Annotated in this window: 23 protein-coding genes and 1 pseudogene; 6 read left to right on the top strand and 18 right to left on the bottom strand. The window is 62.6% G+C overall.

Features of this window, described 5'->3' with window-relative positions:
• Positions 1-35: 35 nt before the first annotated feature.
• Positions 36-935, top strand: a complete 900-nt coding sequence (locus NGJ21_RS23960) for a LysR family transcriptional regulator (protein WP_012314338.1) — start codon at positions 36-38, stop codon at positions 933-935.
• Positions 936-1,048: 113 nt separating this feature from the next.
• Positions 1,049-2,257: an MFS transporter gene (locus NGJ21_RS23955; protein WP_251962801.1), complete on the top strand. Its 1,209-nt coding sequence runs from the start codon at positions 1,049-1,051 to the stop codon at positions 2,255-2,257.
• Positions 2,258-2,261: 4 nt separating this feature from the next.
• On the opposite strand, the gene NGJ21_RS23950 is transcribed toward NGJ21_RS23955, so the two are convergent.
• Positions 2,262-2,873: a LysE family translocator gene (locus tag NGJ21_RS23950; RefSeq protein ID WP_251962800.1), complete on the bottom strand. Its 612-nt coding sequence runs from the start codon at positions 2,871-2,873 to the stop codon at positions 2,262-2,264.
• 106 nt (positions 2,874-2,979) lie between these two features.
• On the opposite strand from NGJ21_RS23950, the gene NGJ21_RS23945 reads away from it, so the two are divergent.
• Positions 2,980-3,975, top strand: a complete 996-nt coding sequence (locus NGJ21_RS23945; protein ID WP_251962799.1) for a GlxA family transcriptional regulator — start codon at positions 2,980-2,982, stop codon at positions 3,973-3,975.
• Here the strand turns inward: NGJ21_RS23945 and NGJ21_RS23940 are convergent.
• The 3 genes from NGJ21_RS23940 to NGJ21_RS23930 form a co-directional block, all read right to left on the bottom strand.
• Complete coding sequence (locus NGJ21_RS23940) at positions 3,942-4,793, bottom strand: CAP domain-containing protein (protein ID WP_251962798.1); 852 nt, start codon at positions 4,791-4,793, stop codon at positions 3,942-3,944. The two genes, NGJ21_RS23945 and NGJ21_RS23940, sit on opposite strands and share 34 nt — an antisense overlap.
• A 254-nt stretch (positions 4,794-5,047) precedes the next feature.
• Positions 5,048-5,659, bottom strand: coding sequence for a cell wall hydrolase (locus NGJ21_RS23935; RefSeq protein ID WP_046787649.1), 612 nt, complete (start codon positions 5,657-5,659; stop codon positions 5,048-5,050).
• A 48-nt stretch (positions 5,660-5,707) separates the two neighbouring features.
• Complete coding sequence (locus tag NGJ21_RS23930; RefSeq protein WP_046787648.1) at positions 5,708-6,625, bottom strand: AEC family transporter; 918 nt, start codon at positions 6,623-6,625, stop codon at positions 5,708-5,710.
• 206 nt (positions 6,626-6,831) lie between these two features.
• Between NGJ21_RS23930 and sodC the strand changes: the two genes are divergently transcribed.
• Positions 6,832-7,347, top strand: coding sequence for a superoxide dismutase family protein (sodC, locus tag NGJ21_RS23925; protein WP_046787647.1), 516 nt, complete (start codon positions 6,832-6,834; stop codon positions 7,345-7,347).
• A 6-nt stretch (positions 7,348-7,353) separates the two neighbouring features.
• On the opposite strand, the gene NGJ21_RS23920 is transcribed toward sodC, so the two are convergent.
• From NGJ21_RS23920 to NGJ21_RS23895, 6 genes are all read right to left on the bottom strand, one after another.
• Entirely contained in the window at positions 7,354-7,953 is a 600-nt protein-coding gene (locus NGJ21_RS23920; RefSeq protein ID WP_251962797.1) for an START domain-containing protein, read from the bottom strand.
• An 89-nt stretch (positions 7,954-8,042) separates the two neighbouring features.
• The gene (locus NGJ21_RS23915) at positions 8,043-8,879 is read right to left on the bottom strand and encodes a bifunctional allantoicase/(S)-ureidoglycine aminohydrolase (protein ID WP_012314347.1); all 837 of its coding nucleotides are present in this window, start codon (positions 8,877-8,879) and stop codon (positions 8,043-8,045) included.
• A gap of 199 nt (positions 8,880-9,078) precedes the next feature.
• Positions 9,079-9,750, bottom strand: coding sequence for a class I SAM-dependent methyltransferase (locus tag NGJ21_RS23910; protein ID WP_115275559.1), 672 nt, complete (start codon positions 9,748-9,750; stop codon positions 9,079-9,081).
• 44 nt (positions 9,751-9,794) lie between these two features.
• Positions 9,795-10,346, bottom strand: a complete 552-nt coding sequence (locus tag NGJ21_RS23905) for a YbhB/YbcL family Raf kinase inhibitor-like protein (protein ID WP_115274976.1) — start codon at positions 10,344-10,346, stop codon at positions 9,795-9,797.
• Positions 10,347-10,394: 48 nt separating this feature from the next.
• Entirely contained in the window at positions 10,395-10,706 is a 312-nt protein-coding gene (locus NGJ21_RS23900) for a hypothetical protein (protein ID WP_119688968.1), read from the bottom strand.
• A gap of 111 nt (positions 10,707-10,817) precedes the next feature.
• Positions 10,818-12,110 (bottom strand): MFS transporter, encoded by a 1,293-nt coding sequence (locus NGJ21_RS23895; protein WP_251962796.1) that lies wholly within the window; start codon positions 12,108-12,110, stop codon positions 10,818-10,820.
• Between the two features lie 534 nt (positions 12,111-12,644).
• On the opposite strand from NGJ21_RS23895, the gene NGJ21_RS23890 reads away from it, so the two are divergent.
• Positions 12,645-13,520: an AEC family transporter gene (locus NGJ21_RS23890; protein WP_115274973.1), complete on the top strand. Its 876-nt coding sequence runs from the start codon at positions 12,645-12,647 to the stop codon at positions 13,518-13,520.
• 35 nt (positions 13,521-13,555) lie between these two features.
• On the opposite strand, the gene NGJ21_RS23885 is transcribed toward NGJ21_RS23890, so the two are convergent.
• From NGJ21_RS23885 to uvrA, 4 genes are all read right to left on the bottom strand, one after another.
• Positions 13,556-14,188, bottom strand: coding sequence for an SEN1982 family lipoprotein (locus tag NGJ21_RS23885; protein WP_115274972.1), 633 nt, complete (start codon positions 14,186-14,188; stop codon positions 13,556-13,558).
• Positions 14,189-14,316: 128 nt separating this feature from the next.
• On the bottom strand, positions 14,317-15,450 hold the full coding sequence (locus tag NGJ21_RS23880) for an HlyD family secretion protein (protein ID WP_115274971.1): 1,134 nt from the start codon (positions 15,448-15,450) through the stop codon (positions 14,317-14,319).
• The gene (locus tag NGJ21_RS23875; protein ID WP_251962795.1) at positions 15,447-17,096 is read right to left on the bottom strand and encodes an MFS transporter; all 1,650 of its coding nucleotides are present in this window, start codon (positions 17,094-17,096) and stop codon (positions 15,447-15,449) included. Before NGJ21_RS23875 ends, NGJ21_RS23880 begins: the two co-directional genes overlap by 4 nt.
• 119 nt (positions 17,097-17,215) lie before the next feature.
• A complete protein-coding gene (gene uvrA / locus NGJ21_RS23870; RefSeq protein WP_251962794.1) occupies positions 17,216-19,732 on the bottom strand; it encodes an excinuclease ABC subunit UvrA in 2,517 nt (838 codons plus the stop codon).
• A 130-nt stretch (positions 19,733-19,862) separates the two neighbouring features.
• Here uvrA and NGJ21_RS23865 point away from each other — a divergent pair, with 130 nt between their 5' ends.
• The gene (locus tag NGJ21_RS23865) at positions 19,863-20,156 is read left to right on the top strand and encodes a hypothetical protein (RefSeq protein ID WP_125923084.1); all 294 of its coding nucleotides are present in this window, start codon (positions 19,863-19,865) and stop codon (positions 20,154-20,156) included.
• 109 nt (positions 20,157-20,265) lie between these two features.
• Here NGJ21_RS23865 and NGJ21_RS23860 read toward each other — a convergent pair.
• The 4 genes and pseudogenes from NGJ21_RS23860 to NGJ21_RS23845 all read right to left on the bottom strand — a co-directional run.
• Positions 20,266-22,179, bottom strand: a pseudogene (locus NGJ21_RS23860) (type VI secretion system Vgr family protein); the annotation flags it as partial.
• A gap of 445 nt (positions 22,180-22,624) precedes the next feature.
• Positions 22,625-23,587, bottom strand: a complete 963-nt coding sequence (locus NGJ21_RS23855; protein WP_251962793.1) for a T6SS immunity protein Tli4 family protein — start codon at positions 23,585-23,587, stop codon at positions 22,625-22,627.
• Positions 23,588-23,688: 101 nt separating this feature from the next.
• Positions 23,689-24,207, bottom strand: coding sequence for a hypothetical protein (locus NGJ21_RS23850; protein WP_251962792.1), 519 nt, complete (start codon positions 24,205-24,207; stop codon positions 23,689-23,691).
• Positions 24,208-24,315: 108 nt separating this feature from the next.
• Positions 24,316-25,130 (bottom strand): alpha/beta fold hydrolase (locus NGJ21_RS23845; RefSeq protein WP_251962791.1); only part of this gene is annotated, 815 nt, incomplete at its 5' end.

The following is a 25,130-nucleotide window of genomic DNA, read 5'->3' as shown; positions in this document are numbered from 1 at the left end:
AAGACTTTTCTGAGACCAAATGCCAAAGGACTCATATGGACAAGCTTCTGGCAATGAGGATGTTCGCTGCCACCGTCGACGCTCAGGGCTTTTCCGCCGCAGCGCGCAAGCTCGGCGTGGCCACCTCGTCGGTGACGCGCCTGGTCGATGCTCTGGAATCGGCGCTTGGGGCCACCTTGCTTAACCGCTCCACGCGCCAGGTCACCCTTACAGAAGCAGGTGCCCGTTACTACGCCCGTGCACGTGAAATTTTCGAAGCGCTTGATAAAGCCGATGCCAGTGTCGCCGACCGTGGCGAGGAGCCGGTAGGTGTGCTGCGCTTATGCCTGCCGGTTGAGTTCGGCCGTCGGGTGATTGCGCCACACCTTGGGCAGTTTCTGGCGCGCCATCGTGCTCTGGAGCTGGACATCGACATGAGTGACCGGGTCGATGACCTGCTTGGCGGTCGTTACGACTTGTCGATCCGGCTTGGCGACCCTGCGCCCAGCGAGGAACTGGTGTGCCGGCAACTGGGCCGCTTCGAGCGCTGGCTGGTGGCAAGTCCTGACTATCTGGCCGGTTGCGAGCCCTTGCAGCACCCCGGTCAGCTGCTTGATCACGCCTGCCTGCGCTTTAGCTATGGGCCGATGGTGCGCCCTTGGCGCTTGCGGCTGGGCGATGAAGTGCTGGAGCTGGATGTCAGGGGCCCACTGCGCAGCGCCAACGCTGATCTGCTGCGCGAAGCTGCGCTGGCCGGTAGCGGCATCGCGCTGCTGGCTGACTGGCTGGTCCGCGAGGATGTCGCAGCCGGGCGCTTGCGACGTCTGTTCGATACCTGGCAGATCAGCCCGGGCACCGCCAACGCCAGCATCAATGCCTTGTATCTCCCCAACCATCGCGGTTCGCGACGCGTGCAGGCATTCATAAGGTTTTGCGAAGGGCTGCTGGAGCCTTGAGAAACTTGCGTTGCGCAGGATGCAAAGCCCCGTTGCGTCGAGGCCGGATTCTCTTGCCGGGCATGTACCGCTAATGTGCCCGGCATATTCCACCCAATGCCGAGGAACCTCGCATGAATCCCTCTCTAGCTGCTGCGCAGGCTACAGCTCCAGTACTGAGTCGTGCCCTGATTACGCTGCTGGCGTTCTGTTGCGGCGCTATCGTCGCCAACATCTATTACGCCCAACCTATCGTCGGGTTGATTGCTCCGGACCTTGGGCTGTCTGCAGAGCGAGCCAGCCTGATCGTTTCGTTGACCCAGTTGGGTTATGCGCTGGGTCTGCTGCTACTGGTACCGCTGGCCGATCTGCTTGAAAACCGTCGGCTGATGATCTTCACTGCCGTGCTCGCTTGCGCAAGCCTTGTGTTGGCGGGTACCAGCAGCCATGGCCAAGGTCTGTTATTCCTCGGGTACGCGCTGTTGATCGGTTTCAGTTCGGTCGCAGTACAGATGCTCATTCCGCTGGCAGCGCACCTGGCGCCGGAGCAGCAGCGCGGGCGTGTGGTCGGCAATATCATGGGCGGCCTGTTGTTGGGCATCCTGCTGGCGCGGCCGGTGTCGAGCCTTGTGGCTGACCATTTCGGCTGGCGCATGGTGTTCATCGGTGCAGCGAGCCTGATGTTGGCGATCATCTTGCTGTTGGTGTTGACCCTGCCGCGTCGGGTACCCGACCACAAGGCCAGCTACGCCGCACTGATGGTCTCGTTGATTGCATTGTTGCGACAGTACCCGGTGTTGCGCCAGCGCTCGTTGTATCAAGCATTGATGTTCGGGGCGTTCAGCCTTTACTGGACGGCGGTGCCGCTGGTCCTGGCGCAAGAGCATGGCCTTTCGCAGAGCCAGATCGCGTTGTTTGCCCTGGTTGGGGCAGTCGGGGCCATCGCCGCGCCACTGGCTGGACGCCTGGCCGACGCCGGCCATGCCCGCGCCGCGTCACTGCTTGCCTTGGTGTTGGCGCCTGTGGCATTGCTGCTGGGGTTGACCGCACCGGGGTATAGCGTCATCGGCCTGGCAACGACAGGGGTACTGCTGGATTTTGCGGTGCAGATGAACATGGTCATCGGCCAGCGCGAGGTCTATGCGCTGGACCCGGCTAGCCGTGGGCGGCTCAACGCGCTGTACATGACGAGCATTTTCCTCGGTGGTGCACTGGGTTCGGCCGCGGCCAGCGCGGTGTTTTCCGACTACGGATGGCAGGGCGTGGCCGCACTGGGGGCTTTGTTACCGGGCCTGGCGTTGGCGGCATTCCTTCTGGTTGCGCGGCGCGAACCTGGCCATTGACCCGCTAGCGGCCGAGCGGTAGCGCCACCCCGATCAACGCGAACAACCCCCCACAGCACCGATTGAAACCCTTGCCACCTCTGGCCAGCCAAGGCCTGATACGGAACGCCAACCGCGCCAGCAGGTATTCGACCACGAACTCCACGCTGGCGAAGGTGGCAGCCATGATCACAAACTGCATGAGCAAGCCGCGCTGCGGGTCGATGAACTGCGGCAGGAATGCGCCATAGAACAGCAGCACCTTGGGGTTGGCCATGGCCGACAGCAGGCCCTGGCGGAACAGGCCGGCATTGCTCGACTGCACGGCGCGCGTGTTCATCTCAAGGTGCAAGGGCGGGCTGCGCCAGAGCGCAATGCCCAACCACACCAGGTAGGCGCCGCCCACCCACTTCAATACCGTCAGCAATGCCGCTGACGTTTGCAGCAGGGCCGTCAGGCCGAACATGGCCAGGCCGATCAGCGCACTGAAGCCGAACACGCCGCCAACGATGGTGAACAAGGTGCGGTGAGCGCCATACAGCGCGCCATGGGTCAGTGCCAGCAAGCTGTTCGGCCCAGGGGTCAGCGACAGGCCGATGCTTGCCAGCAGGTAAATGAGCCAGATATCCAGAGCCATATAACGCGCCTTTTTCGATCAGTGTTCAGGTGTCCAGTCTAAGCGACGGCGTGGTTGGGGCAGGGTATTATCTGGACATTCGAAGGTACTTTTTGGACATCCTTGCATGGCCCCCGATATTCGCCTGCTGATCCTGCCCTTGCCGGATTTCGCGTTGCTGCCCTTCGGCGCATTTCTCGACAAGCTGCGTTTCAGCGCCGATGACGAAGACTACAGCCGCCAGCGCTACTGCAGCTGGACACTCGGCGGGCTGGCCGGGGAACCTGTGGTTTCCAGCAGCGGCGCGGTGGTGCAGGTGGAGGCGATTACCGATTCGCTGGCGCTGGAGGGTTTCGATTACCTGGTGCTGTTCGGCAGCCGCAACGCGCAGGCCACTGCCGGGTTGGCTCCTCGCTATAAAAGCCTGCTCAGGCGCGCGGCCAAAGCTGGTGTGAAACTGGTCGCCATCGACAACGCGGTTTTCCTGCTGGCGGCCTGTGGTTTGCTGGAGGGGCACAGGGTGGTTGTGCACTGGCGTCACGAAACCGAGTTCCGGGCAATGTTCCCGCACCTTAAGGTACTGCGCGAGCAGCTTTACAGCATTGATAGGGCCCGAATTACATGCGCTGGTGGCACGGCAGCCATCGACCTGGCGGTGGCGCTGCTGTCAGATGCCTGTGGCCGCGCTCGCGCGCTCAAGGGGTTGGCCGACATGTTGGTGGATGAGTCCCGTGACAGCCGCCATGCCCTGCGCTCGCTGGAGGCCGGCGCAGGGCAGGGGCGCCAGGTGCAGCGCGCGCTGGCGTTGATGCGCCACCACATGGGGGCGCGCCTGTCCATCGAGCGATTGGCGGCAGAGCTGGCTATCAGCCGACGGCAACTGGACCGCCAGTTCCAGGCCAGCCATGGTATGAGCGCCAAGGCCTGGTGGCTGGAAATGCGCCTGCAACAGGCCCGCTGGCGGCTGTGCAACTCCAGCCATGGCCTGGCGCAGATTGCCGAGGAGGTAGGGTTTGCAGATGCCAGTTACCTGGGCAGGCGCGTACGACAGCGCTTTGGTTGCACCGCGCAGGCGCTGCGCAAGGGGGCTCACTGCGGCGTGCCGAACAACCCTGTCCAATAGATGCCCGCATCACTCTTGGGGTCCACTGCATAGGCAGCCCCCATTTCGCGGAAGTCTGGGTTCATCAAGGTTGCGCAATGCCCAGGGCTGGCCAACCAGCCATCTACCACCTTTTGTGCCGAGTCACGCCCGGCTGCGATGTTCTCGCCAATCTGCTGGTACAGGTAGCCGGCCAGTTCGGCACGGTCACCCGGGGTGCGGCCGTCGTGGTCGATGTGGTCGAAGAAATTCTGGTTGGCCATGGCCCGTGTATGGTTGGCCGCCACCCCCGCCAGCGCGGTGCTCCAGCCAAGCGCGGGTGCTGCGGCGAAGGGTTGGCCGCCGCATTGTCGCGGTGCCTTGCGCGCAGCGTTGATCGCCTGCAGCACATTTTGCCCCTCAGCCTGCCAGTCGCCCAGGCGCCCGCTGAGCAATGGGCGCGCCAGTACGATGCGCCAGTCGCGGCCTTCCTGGCTGACGCCAATGTCGACGAACTGCGGGTCGAGCACCACCTGGCAGAAGCTTTCCTGGATCGCATGCATGGCGGCGCGGGCGTCGCGTGGGCCGGACAGGCTGATCGCCTGTACGTTGACCATGGGGTAGGCCGCGCGGGTCATGGCCTGCTGGAGGTCGCGTGTACCTTCGGGCGACAGCGCCAAGCGGGTGTCGCTGTTGAGCGGCGGCAGCTCGAGCGATGCTCCATCGCCGCAGGGTTGGGCCTGGCTGCGGTAGGCATTGATCGAATCGATCAGTTGCGCCTCTTCGCCGTTGGCAGCCAGGCTCGAAGTCGAAACGGCCAGGCTTAACGACAAGGCGGCAACGGATGACAGGACGCGCATGTGGATCTCCCTGTGACTGGCAGCGTCTTGGTATGCGCTGCTCATCCTACACAAGCCCAAGGCTTTTGGCCCGGTGTCGTGCAAAGCAATGAAAACAAAACACCAGCAATGGCTTGCAGGCGACAAAAGAGGTGGTAGACCGCGGGTTGCCTGAAAAGTGCGATGCGTTGCCCATCATTGTCGGGGCTTGAGTTTGACTGCGCGCTGTGTGCAAACGTTCGCCGGTGTCAGGGGCTGCGCAACAGTCACCCGGCTCAGCGCGCCAACGCCGGGTTGGGTTTGTAGAACAGAAAGAGCCTTGTCTGGGCGGTCCTGCGGTAGGCTTTGGCCCAGTCGGGGCGCACTGTGCGGTCATGGAAGTAAAGCGCGCCGCCGGTGGTGTCTTTGAGCTGCTGGTTGAGCGCCTTGCGCGCGATCTCCTTGGCGATGTCGTAGCGCTGCGGCTCCTCGACCTGGTCGGAGCGCCCGTCACACCACCAGGAAAACTGGCAGGACTTGCTTTCAACCCCTTGCTTGACCACACCACAGATGGTGTTGGGGAAACCGTCCTTGCCAAGGCGGTTGAGCACCACGCTGGCCACAGCGCTCATGTCTTTTTCATCGGCACCTTTGGCTTCCCAGTAGATCGTGCGTGCCAGGCAGGTGATGCTGTCGTCCAGCGGCGCCTGGCCTGCGGGGTCGACTGCCTTGACTTCACTGGGCGTCAGGGTTTCGGCTTTTTTCGGTGCTGGCGCATCGTCGGCCACCTTCTCTTCAAGCACCTCGGCCTTTTCCTCGGCAACAGTGGCCTTGGCAGTGTCGGCGGCATTCAATGGGCCTGCGAGCAGGGCCGAGGTGAAGCCGATCACCATCCACGATAGGCGCATGGTCCAGGTTCCGAAGTGTTTGCTGATCCTCAGTCTAGCCAAGCGTTTTCAATTGAGCGAAAGCATTAACATCAAGGGTAGGGTCACCGCGGCGGCCACGGTCTGCAAGGCGATGATGGTCGCCATCAACGGTGCGTTGCCGCCCATTTGCCGCGCCATGACATAGGACGACGATGCTGTAGGCAATGCCTGGAACAGCACCGCCACCACCGCCGCCTGGCCGCTCAGGCCGAGCAGGCGGCACAGGCCCCAGGTGGTCAGCGGCATGACCAGGAACTTGAACGTCGAAGCCGCCAGCAGCGGGCGTACCTGTTGGCCGACGCTGGCGCCGCCCAGTGCTGCGCCGACACACAAAAGGCCCAGGGGCAGGGCGGCCTGGCCCAGCGCCTTGACTGTCGGCTCGATGCCGGCAGGGAGCCCCAACCCGGTGACGCGCAGCAGCAGCCCGCCAGCACACCCCACGATCAACGGGTTGGCGAAGATCGCCCGCAGCACGGTGACCGGGGAACTGTGGCGTGCGCTGAAACGGGCGAACACCAGCACGCAAAGCAGGTTCACCAATGGCACGATGGCGGCGTTCGCCACCGCCGCCAGGGCAATGCCCGCACTGCCGTAGAGCCCGGCGGCCAGGGTGGCGCCAATATAGTTGTTGAACCGCACGCCACCCTGGAACACCGAGGTGAAGTCTGCGCCATCGTGGTTCACCGCACCTTGATACAGCACCAGCAGCGCGGCGCCGAGCAAGGTAGAGAGCATCAGCACGCCGACCATGCCCAGCACCGGCACCCCGTCCAGGTTGGCGGTGGCCAGGCCATGAAGGAACAGCGATGGCAGCAGCACGTAGTAGCTCAGGCGCTCGGCACCAGGCCAGAAGGTTTCAGCCAGAAAACCGCGTACGCGCAAAAATGTGCCCAGGGCGATCAGCAGGATGATGGGAGCCAGCGTGGTCAGCAGGAGGTGGAGCATGGGCGGGGTCCGTGGCCGGGTAACGGCCACAGGTTAGCGCGGCTGGCGGGTTGGTAAAAACGCTTATTTGGGCTTTGCAGAATACGCTGACCGGTTCTGGTAGGAAGTATTTCATTCTGTGGCTGGATTGAATGCCTGCCAACCTGTGCAGTCCCACCTGTTATGTGGGTATGACACCCGCTCACCTCAAACCATGGAGATACATCATGAAAGCACTGGTATTCAGCGCCTTGCTGGCCTCGGCCGGCCTCGCCCAGGCAGCGCAGACCGTGGAACTGAAGCTGGCCGCCGCGGACGGCCCGGGCAAAGTGATCGGCACCGTCAGCATCGAGCAGAGCAAGTACGGCGCCGTGCTCACCCCGGACCTCAAAGACTTGCCACCGGGTGTGCACGGCTTCCACCTGCACCAGAAGCCTTCTTGCGCACCTGCCGAGGAAAATGGCAAACCTGTGCCTGCAGGTGCAGCGGGCGGCCACTGGGATCCGGACTCGACCAATGCACACAAGGGCCCTTACGACGATAGCGGCCACCGCGGCGACCTGCCGGCGCTGTATGTGGGCGCAGATGGCAAGGCCACCTACCCGGTACTGGCGCCACGCCTGAAGGCTTCGGACTTCAAAGGGCACGCGCTGATGGTGCATGCAGGGGGCGACAACCACAGTGACCACCCCGAGAAGCTCGGTGGCGGCGGTGCACGGGTCGCTTGCGGGGTGGTTCAGTAGGCTGCCTCAAGGCTGGCGCTCGGCCACGGCCCGAAGGGTGCGCAGCGTCACTACCGGCGCATCCACCACGAAGCGGTTGGCCAGCCAGCCTGGCACATCCCCGGCCGGATCGGCCTGTAGCTCATAGGTCACCTCGGTCGTGCGCTCGCCCAGCGGTTTCATGACCCACTCGCCACTGAGGTGCTGCACACGGATCAGCCCCGGCTGCTCCGGCAACTTGTTCGGCTCGGCACTCAAGTGGCGTACCAGGGTGCCGTCGTCGAGCCGTTCGCTGGTGACTTTGAGAATGACGTCGCGCGGCAGGGTAGGCCATGGCAAGTCGGTGGTCAGGTAGACCCAGGTGCTGTCGCCCGCGACTTCCAGCAGGCGCATCTGCGCGCAGGCATACAGCCATTTACAGGCGACACGTAGATTTTCCTGCAGGTCGGTGAGGGTGCGCACGCTGGCCTGCATGGTGCTGACCCCGCGGAACTGCTGATAGGGTGAGCCGGTCACGCCGCGCAGGTACACGCGAATGCCTTCGCGGTCGTAAGCCAGGCTCCAGTCATCAGCAGCTTGCACGCAGGTGAAGGCCAACAGGGCAGCAAACAGGGTACTGCGGTTCATGGCGTGCACCGCGAAGTGGGTAGGCCCTTGAGTATGTGCGGCAAACACAAAGCCCGCCAGGTGGCGGGCTCTGCTACAGCATTCAGGCCTTAACGCTGCGGGTTCAGCGTCAGGTGCACGTGACGGTTCACGTCTTTGTACAGCAGGTAGCTGAACTTGCCTGGGCCGCCGGCGTAGCAGGCTTGCGGGCAGAATGCGCGCAGCCACATGAAGTCGCCCGCTTCCACTTCAACCCAGTCCTGGTTCAAGCGATAGACCGCCTTGCCTTCCAGCACGTACAGGCCGTGTTCCATGACGTGGGTTTCAGCGAACGGAATCACACCGCCCGGCTGGAAGGTCACGATGTTGACGTGCATGTCGTGGCGCATGTCGGCCATGTCGACGAAGCGGGTGGTGACCCAGCGGCCTTCGGTACCCGGCATTTCGATGACGGTGGCGTTGTCGCGGTGGGTAACGAACGACTCAGGGATATCCAGGCCTTCAACCTTCTGGTAGTGCTTGCGCAGCCAGTGGAAGGTGACGTTGGACTTGCTGTTGTTGCGCAGGCTCCACTCGGCGCCCGGGGCAAGGAATGCGTAACCGCCCTGGCCCAGGGTGTGGTGCTTGCCTTCGACGGTGATGTCGATTTCGCCTTCGACGACGAATACGACGGCTTCGGCATTGGGGTCCAGTTCAGGACGCTCGCTGCCGCCTTCCGGGGCCACTTCGACGATGTACTGGGCGAAGGTTTCGGCAAAGCCGGTGAGTGGGCGGGCGATGACCCACATGCGCATCTTGTCCCAGAACGGCAGGTGGCTGGTGACGATGTCACGCATCACGCCTTTGGGAATGACGGCATAGGCTTCGGTGAACATTGCACGGTCAGTCAGCAGCTCGGTTTGAGCCGGGTGCCCACCGTGGGGGGCGAAGTAGGAGTGATTCGACATGAACGATCTCGACTTGTTGTTCTCTCCCCATGCCTTGGACCACACCGGCCGGTGCGTGCAGGGGATGCACTGACAGCATAGGGGCCAGCCCCACACATCCACAAATTAAATGTTGGAATGCTCGGTATTTGGTTGCTGAATGCCAGGCCGCTACGCTGTGCTTGCCCTTGCCCAGGGTTTCCCCGGGCTGTCGGCACAGTCAATCAACCCGCTCAGCCACCAGTAGCAATGACTGCGGCCCTGTACTCTGTGGGTGTTGCGGCTCCTGCAGGCTCGCCAACCTGAAACCTGCCATTTCCAGCGCGTTCAACCAGCTGGCCAGGGTGCGGAAGTACCAGGGCATCGGCTGCCACTTGCCGGCAACACCGGCAAACGATTCCTCGCGCCAGCCATCCTGGTAATCACCGTGCGCCTCACTCCATGGGTGCAGTGTCTGGATCACCAGCGCACCGCCGGGTGCCAGCAGTGCGCCAAGCGCCGCCAGCAGGGGGATGATGTCTTGTTGCAACAAGGCGAAGTTGCTGCAGATCAGGTCGTAACCGCTGCCAATCTCCACCGCGCGATTGCACAGCTGCTCATAGCTTGCCAGGTGCACCTGTGGCGAGCCGGCTACCCGTGCCGCCTCGACCAGCGAAGCATCGCCATCCACCCCGGTGGCGTCGATACCACGCTCGGCCAAGGCGCGCAGCAGCCACCCTTCACCACAGCCCAGGTCGAGAACATGTTCGGGCCGGCGGCCGAGTATGGCCACAAGGATGGCTTGATCGGTAACTTGCCGGCGGCTTTCGATGGCGCCGCTGCGCACGGCTTCGATCCAGGTTTTGGCGTTTTGCTGCCAGCTGAGGCACAGGGCTGTTTCAGGTGAGGGCATGGTGGCCTCCGGGTTTGCCTGCGAAAAAAACGGCGCCTTCAACCTCAATGTCCATACCGGCCAACAAGGCTCTGCGCACCCAAGGCATGCCCTTGCAGCAACTCCATCAGACCATTGCGGTCCAGCCCCTCGGGCAATACGCCGATGGGTATGTCAGTCGCTATCAGTGTCAACGCATAGTGGTGCGGGTTGTCCCCGGCTGGCGGGCACGGCCCACGGTAGGTGAGGGTGCCGCGCGAATTGCGGCCCACGGTCACACCCTTGGTGGTCAAGGCGTACTTGCCTTCTTCCAGGCTACCCAGTTCAGGGTCGATGTTATAAGCGACCCAATGCACCACCCCGATACCCTTGCCGCCGTCCGGGTCGAACATCACCAAGGCCAGCGAGCGCGTGCCGGCAGGCAAATTCGTCCAGCTCAACTGCGGGGTACGCTGCTCGCCAGCACCGCAGGCCGGGTCGGGCCCGACCTGCTGCAGGGCGATGACGCCGCCATCGGTGAAAGACGCGGAGCTGATCGACAGCGCACCGGAGCCGCTGCCCACGGCCAGTGCAGTGCAGGGCAGCAGCGCGGCGAACAGCCAGGGTTTAAGGTTCATGGCGATTCCTTGGCAGGGCGACTCGCCGCAGTGTAGCCCAGGCTGCTGTCAGCGGCTGTCCTGGTCTTCGGCGGTGCCACCGGTATGCCCGGCGCCAGACCCCGTTGCTTCACCAGTGCTGTTGGAGCCGCCTGCGGCGCCATCGGCCGCATCACCACCGGTGTCGGCGCTGTCGTTGTCCTGGCTACTGCCGGGGCTGTTGACGCTGCTGCCCTCACCGGCAGTCTTGCCGCCTTGCTGGTCGGTTTTCGGGTAGGTGTCGGTGTTGGTGTTGGAGGTATCGGAAGCAGCGAAACTGGTGGCCGAGCCCAGGCCCAGGGCGAGCGTGAAGAGCAGGGTGAGGGGACGAATGCGGATCATGGCGAATCTCCTGTGCGGATGATCTGTCATTCGTTTGGCTGGCCAGTGATGGTGGGGTGCCCTTGGGGCGACGGGCGGTCACCATCAGGGGCTGCCCTGCAGCCCCTGGGTTCAGTGCGCGTTGACGCCTGAGGCCTGAGCCTCTGCCGGCTCCAGCGGCGGGTGCTCCTGCGCCGCCTGCTTCAGGTCTTCGGTCACCCGTAATTCGGCGCCAGTCGGCGAGAACGTGGTCGAGGCGGTGAACGGTGCCGGGTGCTCCGCCGCCGGGCGTTTGCCCCGGCGCCACAGGAAAAAGCACACCATGCCCAGGTTGACCACTGCAAAGGCCCAGAACAGCCCCGCCTCGCCAAACTCGGTCATGGCCGGCGAAATCGCCAGCGGGGCCATGGCCGAACCCAGCGAGTTGATCAGCAGCAGGCCCTGGATCATCGGCACCAGCGCATCGGACGGGGCCCGGTCGGCCGCATGGCTGACCGCCACCGGGTACAGCGTGAACACCCCACCACCGAGCAGGAACAGCATCACCGGCAGCAACGATGACTGCGACGGCAGGAACACGGTGATCAGCGACAGCACCACGCAAAGCGCTGCCAGCGCGATCAGCACATCCTGGCGGTCCCTGCGGTCGGACCAGCGCCCCACCGGATACTGCAGCAGCATGGCGCCGAGGATCACCCAGGCCATCATGTTGCCGACTTCGCCCACGTCCAGGCCGATGCGCTGCAGGTACAGCGGCAGCAAGGCGTAGATCCCGGCGATGGCCACGCCTGAGCCGAAGCAGCCGACCAGCCCGGACGGCGCCACACCGAGCAACTGGCGCGGCTTCAACGGTTCGACCTGGTCCAGCAGCGGCGATACCCGCGGCAGGATCACGATCGGCAGCACCGACAACGCGGCGAGCATGCCGGCCAGCATGAACGGAGCGCTATCACCCAGGTGAGTGATTTCGCCCAAACCGGCCTGGGCAATCACCCCGGCGCCGTAGAAGGCAATCATGTACAGCGCCAGCAACCGGCCGCGGATTTTCGCGTCGCCGGCCAGCAGCAGCCAGCTCTCGATCACCAGGAACACACCGACCGCCGCCCAGCCGTTGATCAGGCGCAGGATCGACCACCAGGTGGTGTCGTAGAAAAGGCCCTGCAGCAGGATGGTCGCGGCGATCAGCGCGGCGAAGCTTGAGTAGGCGCGGATATGGCCGATGCGCAGGATCAGCCGGTCGTTGAAGATCGCGCCCAGGGTCAGGCCCAGGAAGTAGCTCGACGACACGATACCGATCATCGTTGCCGATTCACCGGCAGCGCCAAGGCGCAGGGTCGTCAGGGAAGACATGAAACCGTTGCCCAGGGCAATGATGAAAAGCCCGAGCAGGGGCGCCAGCGCCATGGCCAGCAAACGCGCAGACATACAAACCTCAAGTTGGAGTGGCGGTTGGGAGCGCCTTTTCGAACGCGCACGCCAAACAGGCCCAATGAGGGCCGCAAGGCTGCACGGGTGTGCCTGGGCTGGATGCGACCTGGGCAAGACTCAACCGCTGGCCGCACAAAGAGCTGGGCCGGGCGGGGTCGGTTGAGCCTATTTCACATGGACGGGCATGTGGTCAGGCACGGACTCTGTCGTTGCTGCCGGTTGCCACCGTTCAAGGCGACGGGCGAAAAGGAGGCGCGATTCTACGGCCTTCGAGGGGTTTGCCCAAGGGGGGGTAGAGTGCGACGGGACGCCGCAGGTCGGAATACTTCGGCTTTGTGTCTGGAGCCGACATTGTGTGGGGCTGCTTTGCAGCCCAATCGCTGGCAAGCCAGCTCCCACCCCGACAGCGTGATCCCAAGCATACTGCTGTCCCTGTGTGCCGGCTTGCCGGCGATAGGGCTGCAAAGCAACCCCGCGATGTTGAAGGCTGCGGCATAATGTCGCCCAAACGCTCCAAGGAAGGCCTACCCCATGCTCGCTTCACTGTTCGCCGTTCTGGCCCCGGTCTTCATCGTCGCCGGCATCGGCTACGCCTGGGCCCGCAAGGGCCTGGACTACCCCACCGCATTCGTCGCCCGCATGGTGATGACGGTGGGCACCCCTTCGCTGGTACTGTCGACTCTCAGCCGCACCGAGCTGGATCCGGCAGCCTTCACCAGCATGGCAATCGCCTGCCTGCTGTGCACGCTGGCGATGGCGTTGGGCGGCTGGCTGGTGTGTCGTGCCTCGGGCCAGCACTGGCGCGTGCTGATGCCGGCGTTCATGTTCCCCAATACCGGCAACATGGGCCTGCCCATCAGCCTGTACGCCTTCGGCGAGCATGGGCTGGCGTTGGCGGTAGCGTTCTTCCTTACCCTGTCGATCGTGCAGTTCACCCTCGGCATGGCCATCGCCGGTACGGCGGCCTCGTTCAAGGCGCTGCTGCGCAACCCCATCGTCATCAGCCTGGCTGGGGCCATGCCAATCATCTTCCTGGACTTCGAGCTGCCGCGCTGGCTGGCCAACACGGCAGACCTGCTTGGTGGCATGTCGATCCCGCTGATGCTGCTGACCCTGGGTGTATCGCTGGCGAGCATCCGCGCGCAGCACATCGGCAGCGGCCTGGTGCTGGGCGGCCTGCGCATCGTGCTGGGGGCGGCGGTGGGTTGGGCAGTGGGCATGGCACTGGGGCTGGAGCAGTTGGAGCGCGCGGTGCTGATGCTGCAGTCGGCGATGCCGGTGGCGGTGTTCAACTACCTGATGGCAGTGCGCGCCAACCGGGAGCCGGAGCAGGTAGCCAACCTGGTGATGTGCTCGACAGTGCTGTCGTTTGCCTGGTTACCGCTGGTGCTGGCCTGGTGGCTGTGACGGGACCGGCCCCGCGAAAGGGCCGGTAGGCACCCTCATTTATCAAACAGGCGCTCGTGCACCCAGCCCTTGTTGGTCAGCACCATCGCCCGTGTCTCCTTGGCCGGGGTCTGGTTGGTGGCCACGGCCTCACGCAGCGGGGGGATGTTCGCTTGCACTTCGTTGTTAGCCGCCCAGGCCGGCAGGCCGGTGATCGTGTAGGCATAGGTGACGTTGGAAATCGTCTGGCCCATCACTTCACCCGGCTCGGTGAAACGCTCGATCGCAGTGACCTGCGCCTTGCCGAAACACAGCCCGCCGCGGGTGCTGCCGTTGAGCATCTTCTGCGCATCGGCCTTGTAGTACTTGCGGCCTTCAGCGGTAAGGTCGTAGGCGTAATAGATGTCGGTGCGTGCCGGCTGCCACAGGCGTTCCGGCACTTCGGTGCGGGAGATTTCCTTCTCGCTGACCACGCCGACTTGCGCCAGCGCATGCAGCGCCTTGTTGGTGCCGTTGGTATCGAAGTCCTGGGTCTTGGCGGGGAAAGATGTGACCACGAAGCAATGGGGGTACTGGGTGTCGAGGTAGGCCTGCGCTGCTTTCTGGAAATGGGTTTCGCTGGTGTCCGTGGTGTCCGAGCAGCCGGCCAGAGTGGCCAGTAGCGCCAGCGGTACGAGCTTCCTGTACATGATCAAGCGTCCTTGGATGGCGAAGATAAAACCGGTGGGTCAGAATTAGAACCCACGGGCTAGAGCGGCGCAATCGTGGCAGGACGGCATCTCGACGCGGTTCTCAGATTCACCCCGCGCGGGGCCAGTCATTTTTCATCACGGGTATCGATACTCACCACCACCGACATCCCTGGGCTCAGGCGCCTCGCCGCTGGCTGGTCGGCATCGACAGTGATCCGCACGGGTATCCGCTGGGCGATCTTGACGAAGTTGCCGGTGGCGTTGTCGGCCTGCAGCAAGGCGAACTCGGAGCCTGTGGCCGGTGAAATCTGCTGCACATGGCCCCGCAGCTTCAGGTGGTTGAGGGCGTCCACGGTGAAGGTCACCGGCTGGCCGATGCGCACATTGGCCATTTGGGTTTCCTTCATGTTGGCAATCACCCACACGGTATCGGGCACCAGCGCCATCAGTTGTGCGCCGGAGTTGACGTAGGCGCCCAGGCGGGTGCCGATCTGCCCCAGCTGGCCATCACGCGGCGCAGTGACCCGGGTGTTGTCGAGGTCGATGCGGGCCAGCTCCACGGCCGCCTTGGCGTTTTCAACCGAGGCCTCCAGCGCGGCGCGGTTGACGATGACCGTCTCGCGGTCCTGGCGGGCGATGGCCAGCGCGGCCTTGGCCTGGGCCAGGGTGGCGACGGCGGCAGCCTGGCTGGCGCGGGTAACGTCCAGGTCGCGGCGCGACACCGAGCCATCGCTGACCAGCGCCTGGTTGCGGCTGAGGTCGGCGCGGGCCTTTTCCGCCTGGGCCTTGGCATCGCCAATGGCGGCCTGACGCTGGGCGATGGTGGCTTCGGCGCTATTGCGCTGCTGCAGGTTGTTGGCCAGCGCCGCCTGCTCCTGTTGCAGTTGGGCGATGGCCTGGGCCAGGCGCTGTTTGTAGATGCGGTCGTCCAGTTGCACCAGCAAGTCGCCGGCCTTGACGAACTGGAAGTCATGCACAGGTACATCGACCACATAGCCGCTCAGTTGCGGCCCGATGATGGTGACCTGGCCGCGTACCATGGCGTTTTCGGTACTTTCTATGGCACTGCCGAACGGCGGCAGGCGCCAGGCATAGAGCACCAGCAGGATGCCGGCCAGAGCCACGCAGGCGAACATGACCGAAGACAGGATGCGCACCCGTCGCGTGCGTACCGGGCTGGTCGGTTCGCTGGGCGGTGCGGCGCCTTCCGGGGTTTCGGCAAGGGCAGTGGTGGTGGTTGTGCGGGTTTGGTCGGTCATCGGTTGGCAGTACCGCTGGTGGAGTCGGGTGAAGCGGCCTGGCGGGCTGTGTACCACAGCCAGGAACCGCGGATGCAAATCCAGATCATGGTGAGGATAGCGATGCTGCCGATCAGCATGAACACATCGTTGTAGGCCATGACGTTGGCCTCACGCGTGGCCGCGTTGGCCAATACGCGCAGCCCGGCCTCGCTGCGCAGGGCCGGGTCGGCGAGGATGCCGGCATAACCACCGCCACCGCTTTGCACGCGGGCGTTGACCAGCGGCTCGAGGTAGCTGAGGCGGTCGACCAGGTGGCTGGAATGGAATTTTTCGCGCCAGGTCTGGAAGGTACCCAGCAGCGCGGCGCCGATCAGGCCTCCGAGGTTGTTGCAGATGCCGAACAGCACCGAGAAGCTCACCAGGTTGCGCGGGTTGGCGCGCACGTGGCTGATGCCCAGGGCCATGGACGGGCCGAGGAAGAAGGTACTGCCAAAGGCCAGCAGGAACTGGCTCAGGTACATCTGCGCCGGCCGCGTGAGGTTGCTCGAACTGCTGTCCATGAACGCCCCGGTGGCCATGGCCAGCAACGAGATGAACAGCGGGATCACCAGGTGGTTGGGGCTGATGGTCAGCGCGCTGCTGGCCAGGCCCGCCACCGCGCCGAGCAGCATCACCCAGTACAGCGTGCGCATCTGCTCGCTGCCCATGTTCAGCACTTGCAGAAAACCCACGGCGCCGGTGGACTGCTCGGAGGTGACCATGCGGATCAGGATCACGCACAAGCCCAGGCGGATGATCGCGCCGCTGCCCAGCCACCGCGTCATCAGCAGCGGGTTCTGGCGGTTGTGCTCGATGGCCAGGCCACTGAACACCAAGGCGATCGACGCTGCCAGGGCGACCCCGATCCATGGCGCCTCCAGCCACCACTCGATGCGCCCCAGCGACAGGGCGGCGCAGAGCAGGGCGGTGCCGCCGGCCATCAGGGTGAAGGTCAGAAAGTCTAGCGGCTCGAAGGTTTTGAAGCGGTCGCCCGGGGGCAGCTTGAGCAGCAGAACGCAACCCAGCGCGGCCAGCGCCAGGCCCAGTTCGAACAGGTACAGGCCGCGCCATTCAGCGATTTGCAGCAGGTCTTCGGAGAAAATCCGCGCCAGCGGCAGGGCCAGCTGCGAGGCGCCCAGGCCCAGCACCATGGCCTTGAGGCGCCACTGCGCCGGGAACGCCTGGATCATGTAGTACAGGCCCAGCGAACTCAGCGCGGCACCCACCATGCCGTGGGCGGCCCGCACGGCGATGGCCGAGTTGAGGTCGTTGACGAACAGGTGGGCGAAGGTGACCAGTGCATAGAGCACCAGAAACACTTCGGTGAAGGCGCGCAGGCCGAACTGCTGGCGAAACTTGACCAGCAGCAGGTTGATCGACACGTTGGTCATCACGTAGGCGGCAGGCAGCCAGGCCATTTCTGCGGTGGTTGCGCCCAAGGCACCCTGCAGAAACACCAGGTTGGCGGTGACCAGCGCATTGCCCAGGCCGCCGGTGATCGCCACCAGCAGGCCGACCACACCGAAGGCCAGGCGTTTGGCCGGGGTATGCAAGGGCGTGGAAGGGGAACCGGGCAGGCTCGGCTTTTCGTGCGGGAGCCACTGGTGAGGGGTGTATTTATCCATGGCGCAGACTGTACCCACAGGCCCTACGGCCAGCAAGCCGGCTCACTGGGTTTGCGCTGAGCTTGAGAGCAGCGGGGTACTTGTGGGCCGGCTTGCCGGCGATAGGGCCAGTACAGGCGCTATAGGGCTCTGGCCAGAAACTCGGCTGTGCGGCTTTCACCGCACCCCGCAACATCCCGAGGCGTACCACTCACCACCACCGTGCCCCCCGCATCCCCAGCCCCCGGCCCAATGTCGATCACCCAGTCGCTCTGCGCTACCACGCGCATGTCATGCTCGACCACCACCACACTGTGCCCGCCGTCGACCAGGCGGTTGAGCTGCACCAGCAAGCGGTCGATGTCCTGCGGGTGCAGCCCGTTGGTGGGTTCATCCAGCACATACAGCGTGGCGCCGCGGGCGGTGCGCTGCAGTTCGGTGGCCAGCTTGATCCGCTGCGCCTCGCCGCCGGACAGCTCGGTGGCCGGCTGGCCCAGGCGCAGGTAGCCCAGGCCGATGTCCTGCAGCACCTGCAGGCAGCGCCGGGCCGAGGGCTGTTCGGCAAACACTTCAAGCGCCTGGTCGACGGTCAATTGCAGTACCTGGGCGATGGTCATGCCTTGCCATGTCACGGCCAGCGTCTGGGGGTTGTAGCGTGCGCCGTGGCAGGTCGGGCAGGGCGCATAGACGCTGGGCATGAACAGCAGTTCGACACTGACGAAGCCTTCGCCCTCGCAGGTCGCGCAGCGGCCCTTGGCGACGTTGAACGAGAAGCGCCCGGCATCGAAGCCAAGGGCCTTGGCCTGTTCGGTAGCGGCGAACAGTTTGCGCACATGGTCGAACAGCCCGGTGTAGGTGGCCAGGTTGGAACGTGGCGTGCGGCCGATGGGTTTCTGGTCGACCTGCACCAGCCGCTTGATGCGCTCCAGCCCCGCGCTCACGCGCCCGCTGCTGGGCTGCTCGGGCGCGTCTTCAAGGCTCTGTTCCTCGGCCTCGGCCGGCTGTGCGGCATGGCCCAGGTGTGCACTCACCAGCTCCAGCAAGGCCTGGCTGACCAGGCTCGACTTGCCCGAGCCGGAAACGCCAGTGACCGCGGTGAAGCAGCCCAGCGGAAACTGCGCACTGAGCTCACGCAGGTTGTTGCGGGTAATGCCTTCAAGCCGCAACCAGGCTTGCGCCGGGCGCGGCGTGCGGCTGGCCGGCTGTTGCCCGGCGAACAGGTAGGCGCCGGTGCGCGACGCCGCAACCTGTGCAAGGCCCGGTGGCGGGCCGCTGTAAAGCACCTGGCCGCCGTGTTCACCCGCCGCAGGGCCGACATCTATCAGCCAGTCGGCCCTGCGCATGGTGTCCAGGTCGTGCTCCACCACATACACCGAGTTGCCCGCCTGTTTTAGCCGCTGCAGCGCCTCGAACAGCGCCTCGCTGTCGGCCGGATGCAGCCCGGCCGACGGCTCGTCGAGCACATAGATGACGCCAAACAGCTGCGAGTTGAGCTGGGTGGCCAGGCGCAGGCGCTGCAGTTCGCCGGAAGAAAGCGTCGGTGTGCTGCGCTCCAGGGCCAGGTAGCCGAGCCCCAGGTCGATCAGCGGCGCGATGCGCTCCAGCAACTCGTGGGCGATGCGCTGTGCGGCCAGGCGTTTTTCCAGCGTCAGGGTGTCTTCATGCTGCTCCAGGTAACCGGGTGCCGCCACTGTGCGCAACACCTCGGCCAGTGCCTGCAGCGGCAGGCGCGACAGCTCGCCGATGTCGCGGCCGGCGAAGGTGACTGCCAGCGCTTCACGCTTCAGGCGTTTGCCCTGGCACAGCGGGCAAGGGCTGGGGCGCATGAACTGGGAGACGCGTTTGCGCATCTGCGCACTCTGCGAATGCATGAACGTGTGCATCACATAGCGCCGGGCACCGCTGAAGGTGCCCTGGTAGCTGGGTTCGAGCTTGCGCTTGAGCGCGGTGCGGGTCTGCGCCGGGGTGAGGCCGGCGTACACCGGTACGGTGGGTGTCTCGTCGGTGTAGAGGATCCAGTCGCGTTGCTCTTGGGGCAATTCACGCCAGGGGATGTCGACGTCGTAGCCCAGGGTCACGAGAATGTCGCGCAGGTTCTGCCCCTGCCAGGCCATTGGCCAGGCTGCCACCGCCCTTTCACGTATGGTTAGCGACGGGTCGGGGACCATGGTCGCCTCGGTCACCTCATAGACCCGGCCCAGGCCATGGCATTCGGGGCAGGCGCCCTGTGGCGTATTGGGCGAAAAGTCCTCGGCATACAGCATCGGCTGGCCCGCCGGGTAGCTGCCGGCGCGGGAGTAGAGCATGCGGATCGAACTGGCAAGGGTGGTGACGCTACCCACCGACGAGCGCGCACTAGGGGTACCGCGTTGCTGCTGCAGGGCCACGGCTGGCGGCAGGCCCTCGATGGCGTCGACATCCGGCACGCCGACCTGGTCGATCAGGCGCCGGGCATAGGGCGCGACCGATTCGAAGTAGCGGCGCTGGGCTTCGGCGTAGAGGGTGGAGAAGGCCAGCGAGGACTTGCCTGAGCCAGAGACGCCGGTGAATACCACCAAGGCGTCGCGGGGGATGTCGACGTCGATGTTCTTGAGGTTATGCTCACGGGCGCCACGTACGCGGATGAAGCCTGGCGGGGTGGGGTGGCGTGGTGGCATGGGGCGGTCCTTGGCGGCGGATTCAAGCTCAAGTTAACAGGATTTCCATTGCCAAGGGCGTACGTGCTTTTGTTTGTGGAGTGGGTGCTTCTGGGTAGACTGTGCCCTTTTCAAGGGGCAGCGCCCGCGCATGACGCTTTTGCAATCTCGGTTGGCTCGCCGCATCGGTTTCACATCCATCAGTATCGCCGTTGTGGGCGTGCTGTTCTCCCTGTATGTGGCGCTCGACTCAGGCGGTCACGCCCCCATGCTCATTGGCAGCTCCTCCGTCATGTGGGCTTTGACGTTCCTTTGGCTCACCAACGTGATCACCTTGGTACTGAACGCCGTGGTCTGGCTTTTTGGGCGCCGCCCCAGATGGCTCTGTTGGACCTTGGGGGGGCAAATGCTGTTCACGATCGGGCTGCTGTTCGTGGAAGGGTGATTGCTACAGGCGTTTGAAGCTGCTCGTCACGCTGTCCCAGAACTGAAGGGCTTGTGCGTCGCTGCGATACCCAGGACCACCGTCCACTGCATTCAGGTCCAAACGTCCCACCGGTGCTCACGGTCAGGTGCTTGCCGCTGTGCAGGTGGGTGTTCTGCGGGGTGGCCGTGGCGATGTCGGCCGGGGAGGAGGCGATCAGCAGCGGCTTCTGGTAACCCTCGCTGACGTCGAACTGGGCGCCTTCGGCTTTGCTGCGCTTCCAGGTGCTCAGGTACAGGCCTTGCCGGGCGCGCAGGGCGCCGTAGGCGTCGGTGCGCAGCTCGAAGCCGGTGCCGCGCAGGCCGCCGCGGTTGTTGCCGCGCTGGTCGATCAGGTAGCCGAGGTTGAGCTGGGTGTGGCCGTGGCTGCTGTGGATCTGTGTGCGGACCTGACCAGTGGAGTCGTCCATGACCCACTGGTTGAAGCCGCCACCGCCGACTTCCTTGCTCTTGTAGCCGCTCATCAGGCCGCTGGAGTGCCAGGCGGGTTTGTGGCCGCCGTAGACCTGGCCCATGACCAGCGGGCGGTCGATGTCGTTGTCGAGGAAGGTGACCACCACTTCTTCGCCGGCACGTGGCACGTGCACGCTGCCCCAGTCGGGGCCGCTGCTCGGTTGCAGCATACGCAGCCAGCAGGAAGAGAGCTCGCCGTCCTGGCTCAGGCGGTCCCAGTGGAAGCGCACGCACAGGCGGTTGAGGCTGTCGGTGAACACTTCGTGGCCGCTGGGGGTGACCACCACGGCGGTCTGCGGGCCGGGGCTTGTGGGCTTGGCGTGCTCGAACGGGCTGCGGTAGGGCGCGCTGTGCAGCTGGCCTTCGAAGGTGCTGAGGAAGAAGCCGTAGGAGGCTTCGCTGAGCTTCGAGCCGAGCAGGGCATCGTCCGGCGCCGGGCGTACCGATTTGAACAGCGGTGCCAGGCTGCCGGGCGCATCACGGCGCTGCTGGGCCATGGGCAGGTTGCTCTCGGCAAAGAACTGCACCTCGATCAGCAGAAACTGCCGGGCTTCGGCGGCTTTGCGTTCGTACAGCGGGTGCTGGGTCAGCTCGAACCAGCGCCCGGCCTGCAACTGGCGCACGCCACCCTGGCCGTGCACGCGGCGGGCCTGGGATTCACGTTGTTCGATCTGCACGCGGCTCAGCCAGTCGCCGCGCTCCTGCTTCTGCCAGTTGTACTGGCCCTGGTATTCGTAGCGTTCCAGAGCAGCGGGGGCGGAAGCAGCTTCAAGCGCCGGCATCACGCTTTCGCGCGGTTGGCTGTGCGCCAGGTAATCCACGCTGCGCCAGTTGAGCTTGCCGCTGAGCAGCTGCGAACCGGTGCTCCACTGGGTGATGCCGTCCTGTTTTTCGGTGACGCTCTGGGTGTGAAACGGCACGCTCTGCGGGATGAGGGCGGGCAGGGTGTCGACGCTGTCGGTGAAGACGATGCAGTGGCTGTCGGGCGTGTGCTCGACGTACCAGAAGAGGCCTTCGAGCTCGCACCAGCGTTGCACGAAGTTGGCGTCGGTTTCGTTGAACTGGGTGACGTAGGACAGCGGGGCGTACTCGCGGCGCAGGTCGAGGCGGTAGTTGCCCTTGGCCTGTTCGTACTGGGCGAAAACGGCCTCCAAAATCGCCGGCACGTTCTTGTCCTGCCAGATGCGGCAGTCGCTGCGGTACTCGAGCAGGCTGAACCAGGGCGCGAACACCAGTTGCCAGTCGTGCAGGCCGCCGTCGCTGCCCAGGTAACGCACGCTCTCGACCAGGTCATGGCGCGGGGCCTGAGTGCCGTCGTCGCAGAGCAGTGCCAGGGTGACGGGTTGGCCGATGAGCTTCTCCGGGTCGTATTCGGTGTCGTGAACCAGCACGTCGAGGGTGTAGCGCGGGGTGCGGCCGATGCGCTCGACGCCGTGGGCGCGCAGGGCCTGGAGCTGGTCGGCACCCAGTGGGGGGGGCAGCTGCAACAGGCGGCCGCTTTGCGAAAACGGGTTGCCGAAGGTCAGGTCCATGACGGGGCGGCCATAGGGGACGTTAATCAAGAGAAAATAGGGGAATCAGCGTAAATATCACCTGCACAAAAATAAGAGACTTCAACCACCTTGGCTGGCGTCGATAGAGGAAATAGATTGAATTTAATAATAAAGTTATGAGATTTGTCAGCCATACAGCAGCAAGTGCAAATACCGTTTGGTATCCGCCTATTCCAGGCATAGTCCCATAGCTGCGTCCGGCTAGTAAGCACAGGGCGACGGTTAACCCAGAAGCGGCAACACATATACTGATTGCGCCTACGGAGCGCATAGTACTTGGCGATTCGAAAGTCATAAAATGATGTACTGTTGGGTTGTATAAGTCAATTTAGTTTGCTCAAGCGGCGAGTGCGCTTAAAAATTTCGTTATTGAGGTGCTGCGCCCCATGCCTTAGATCATGGGGTCAATGGTTTTAAACTTGCGCTATATGGAGGTTAGTGAGTTTAAGGCTTGATTCCAAATCCTCATGAATTGTGCCTCAGTGATCGAATTTGGCTGATCTTGGCCAGGAAACGCTGCTCCATTTTTCGGCTTTCTTGTCGTTTTATAACTGTAATCTAAATCGAAACGAAGCTCAGGTTTTTCATCGCTGTTTGGTACGCCTGGATAATACCAGACGGCATTTATTTCAGTCAGGTAACCTTCACCGGACTTTTCTGTGCTTGCCTCAATGATTTCCTCTCCTATTAGATGATTAACTGCCCGTTCTGTTTTGCGGTAGGTACGATGCTGGAAGTCAGATTTTATTATCCATGCGGCTTCATCGGTTGCTGAATAAGAGCTGCTGCTTCTTTGTGATAGGGGTTGATTAGGTGCTCCGCCATATTGTTTGGATGTGAATTTCGCTCTCAGGTCCGGGTGTTCTGCGAAACTAAAGTCCACGTAAACGCCTTCATTACCCTGCTTGTGAGGTAAGCACCCGTTGACATAGCAGATGCTTTTGTGGTCGTAAATATCTCTGGATTCAATTGAATCAAGGATTGTTCTGATCTGTTCTTCCTTGTTCAGCGTGCTGTCGTTGCCGAGTACAAACATCATATTGTTAGACCACTGATACGCCACGGTGGAATGCATTATTTTATTTATGGCTTCGCCGTCAAGTCCTTCTCCTGTGATTCGCGTATGGTCATAGCTGTAAATCAATGACCCGTTTCCCAATATTTCTTTGGTGGCTTTATGTTCTGCGTTGTTAAGGTTGCGGCTTTCAATGGATAGCCATTTTTTTTGTGCTTCTCTCTCTACGCGTGGTTTTATGTAGTTTGGTGTAATGGATACGGGCACCCCATTCAGTTCAAGTAAGGCGCCGCTAAAAACGGCGTCGGTTGGAAGGTCAAGGCTAAACCGACCTACCCGGACAGTCTTCGAAAGGTTTTCAGGTGATTCCATCGTTTCTGTTGCTCCTGATTTAATAGGGGAAATCAACAAAGCGGTCAGCAAACCACAGCTAATGAGGGCCGTTAGCCCGCGTTTATAAAAATTATTATGCACTAGCATAGCTGTTTTGCGCCCTTAGCAAGGCTTATAATCGAATGCAGTGTAATCGCACGAGCCGATTTATCATTGTATGACGCACTATGTTCAAAGCCAGAAAGACGGGCTGAAAACTTAATATGATCCGTGACAGCGGCAGCAGAATGCGATGGCACTGTGCCGTCGCCGGTATCATCCTGGGAAGCCATAGCCGCATGATAGGCGTCCCCGCTATAATCAGCACCAATGACTGCTGGGCCTTGCAGTGGTTGATAGGCTATTTTTCCGGCAGTTTGTGCATTATTGAGTGTTATATAATTTATTCTGTTATCTGTGCTTAGTCGTAAGTTTGGAGTCGTTTCTTTCGATGATATGGGTGAGAATTTACCTGTCATATTCCGAAATGCCTTAAGAATCCAGTCTACCTTGTTCCAAGCGGGGAACTTGCTGTCCGATCCAAAGTGCGCATATGTATCAGGGAAGTAATAAGTGCCTAAGGATGAGTGGAAGCTTTGAGCCATTTTCAGATTTTTCAAATATAAGTTCCAGCCATCTTCAAGCTCTTGTCTGTTTTGTGCGCGCGGTTCTACCAGGCGTGGGTCGCATAGGCGCCACCAGGCAGTTGTTTTCGAATAGATTTCGTCTTAGGGGTTAGAGTTTCGAGGTAGCGACATCAAAATCGGGCCGTCTTTCTTTTCCCAACGAACATTAAGCCAATCGTTGCCATATAAATGATTAGGTAGTAGCTGTAGCGGGCCTGGGGCACCAAACACCGGTGTGACTTCGTCAGCATTTGCTCCTATCGCCATACGGCCCGTCCAGTCTTCCCACCCGGCTCTTACGCGTCGATACGCGGTACCGGCACCGATTGCCGGTTGCACGCCGTGGACAACCCCCAATATATTCTGGGGATATTTTTGTGCGCACCGCCTCCCTACCAGCCCACCCATTGAGTGAGTAACAAGAATGACGTTATCGCACTTCAAATTTAACCGCGTTCGGCAGTCATTGAGTACAAACTGGATGTAGCGCGCCAGGTCATCAGCGGACTCTTCATTGCTCCTCAACCAATTGTAGCCGCAAGCATAAACGGGATAGCTCCATGAAGAGGCCTTCTTATAAGCATCGAGATCTAATGCTTCATATCCCTTGATCGACTGAATGCTGCCCTCAAATGCAAGCATGGCTCCTTTTACCCGGGGTTTGGTTTTGCCATCATCATGGTAGAGGCTTCTGAGCTCCGCCTCGAGAAAGCTCAAGATCGGGCCGTAGCCACCAAGATCGCTCAAGAGAACCGTGCCCCAGCCACGCTTTTCGATTTCCTCCTTGGGTAGTGGGCATGTTTCCAAATCGAACCCAGAGAAATCCGCTTCACCCAGCGCGCTAGGGACTTTTGTGTTTTCGGGGTCTAATAGGATTTTCTTTTCGGCGGGGCTAAGACGATTGAACCCCCCGATGA

This window comes from Pseudomonas sp. Marseille-Q5299 (genome assembly GCF_943737035.1).
GTDB classification, from domain to species: domain Bacteria; phylum Pseudomonadota; class Gammaproteobacteria; order Pseudomonadales; family Pseudomonadaceae; genus Aquipseudomonas; species Aquipseudomonas putida_E.
This window is presented reverse-complemented; position numbering and strand designations above follow the sequence as displayed.